This window comes from Kitasatospora sp. NPDC047058 (assembly GCF_040643935.1).
Lineage (GTDB): Bacteria > Actinomycetota > Actinomycetes > Streptomycetales > Streptomycetaceae > Kitasatospora.
In genome coordinates this window covers 1-1,513 of sequence record NZ_JBEYVJ010000839.1, presented here as the reverse complement: position 1 = coordinate 1,513, position 1,513 = coordinate 1, and the positions used below count along the sequence as shown (strand labels likewise).

Here is a 1,513-nt window from a genome sequence, read left to right as displayed (position 1 = left end):
GGAAGCCTTGGAACTGACGAGTTGGCATGGGTTCAGTTGAGGAGTTCCATGAACCGTCGAGAACTTGATCCAGCGTCATCGCCAAGTGCGGCGCTGGGTGTTCAACTTCGCAGGTCGCGGGAGTCCCGTGCCCTCACGCAGGCTCAGCTCGGCGAGCTCATCAGATTCTCCGCGTCCTACATCTCGCGAATTGAACGAGGTGTGGAACCGCCGAGCCGGAGGCTCGCCCAGGAGGCCGACCGCGTTCTGGAGACCGGGGGGACGATCGAGCTGATGCTCGACCAACTGGAGCACAGCGTGCTGATCGAGGGCTTTCCCGAGTTCGCGGAGCACGAGTCACGCGCTTCGGCCATACGTCTGTTCGAGATCGGCGTCATCCCTGGTTTGCTGCAGGTCCAGTCCTACGCCGAAGCCTACGAAATGGCCGCGGTGCGGCAGGGGAATTCGACACCTGCCCAGGCCGCTGAGAGGCTGACCTTCCTCAAGTCGCGGCAGGGTCGCCTTGCCGATGCTCAGTCGCCAAGCGTTCAGGTAGTCCTCGACGCCACCTGCCTGTTGAGGCCGATCGGCGGTGCCGAGGTGATGATCGAGCAGCTGCTGCATCTCGAAGCGATGGCCAGCCGGCCAGCGGTCATTCTCCAAGTCGCCCCGCTGGACTTGGGGGAGGACCGGCCGCTCAACTACCCGCTCGTTCTGCTGACGCTTCCGGACCGGCGCACAATCGGGTACACGGAGACCCTTCAGCGTGGGTATCTTGAGCGAGATGCTGAAACGGTAGGGCGTTGGGTGAGCAGCTACGATCGGCTGCAGGTCGAGGCGCTGTCCCAGAGGGCATCGTTGGCCTTCATTCGCAGAGTACGGAAGGACTTCGAGGACCATGTCCGTTGACCTCAGCGGTGTTCAGTGGCGTAAGAGCACCTACAGCAATGGTCAGGGCGGCTGCATTGAGGTCAGTGACGGGTTCTCGGGTCTCATGCCCGTCCGTGACTCCAAGGACCCCTCCGGGCCCGCTCTCGTCTTCCCTGCCGAGGCTTGGCGCTCGTTCGTGACCGCCGTCCGGGCGGGGGAGTTCGGCGCCGTCTGAACCACTGAACCACGCCGAGCGGGGCCGACCGGATCGACCCGCTCGGCTCAGTCCTCACCCCTTCACCCCTTCACCAGCGCCACGAACCGCCTCCCGTACGACGTCCAGCGCTCGGTCTCGACCAGCCCGGCCCGCCCGCCGTAGCGTGCGGCCGCGTCCGCCCCCACCCGGGCCCACGGGAACGGCGGGCCGAGGCGTCCGTCGGGGCCCTCGACCCGCGCCGTGCAGCGCTCGTCCACCACCTCTCCGGCCACCTCGACCAGCAACGTCCCTCCCGGGGCCAGCAGTTCGGCGCAGCGTTCCAGCAGTGCCGCCGGGTCGCCGCCGATGCCCACGTTGCCGTCGGCCAGCAGCGCGCCGCCCCAGCGTCCCTCTCCGGGCAGCCGGTCGAACACCGAGCGGCAGAGCGCCGCGCCGCCGAGCCCGAGG

2 protein-coding genes and 1 pseudogene are annotated in these 1,513 nt (G+C 67.3%); 2 read left to right on the top strand and 1 reads right to left on the bottom strand.

Annotated elements, in window-relative coordinates; genetic code table 11:
- Both ABZ885_RS40980 and ABZ885_RS40975 read left to right on the top strand, forming a co-directional pair.
- A partial coding sequence (locus ABZ885_RS40980; protein WP_360200277.1) for a helix-turn-helix transcriptional regulator occupies positions 1–888 on the top strand: 888 nt, incomplete at its 5' end.
- Positions 878–1,084: a DUF397 domain-containing protein gene (locus ABZ885_RS40975; protein ID WP_360200275.1), complete on the top strand. Its 207-nt coding sequence runs from the start codon at positions 878–880 to the stop codon at positions 1,082–1,084. The genes ABZ885_RS40980 and ABZ885_RS40975, both read left to right, overlap by 11 nt.
- Positions 1,085–1,146: 62 nt before the next feature.
- On the opposite strand, the pseudogene ABZ885_RS40970 reads toward ABZ885_RS40975, so the two are convergent.
- Positions 1,147–1,513, bottom strand: a pseudogene (locus ABZ885_RS40970) (SAM-dependent methyltransferase); the annotation flags it as partial.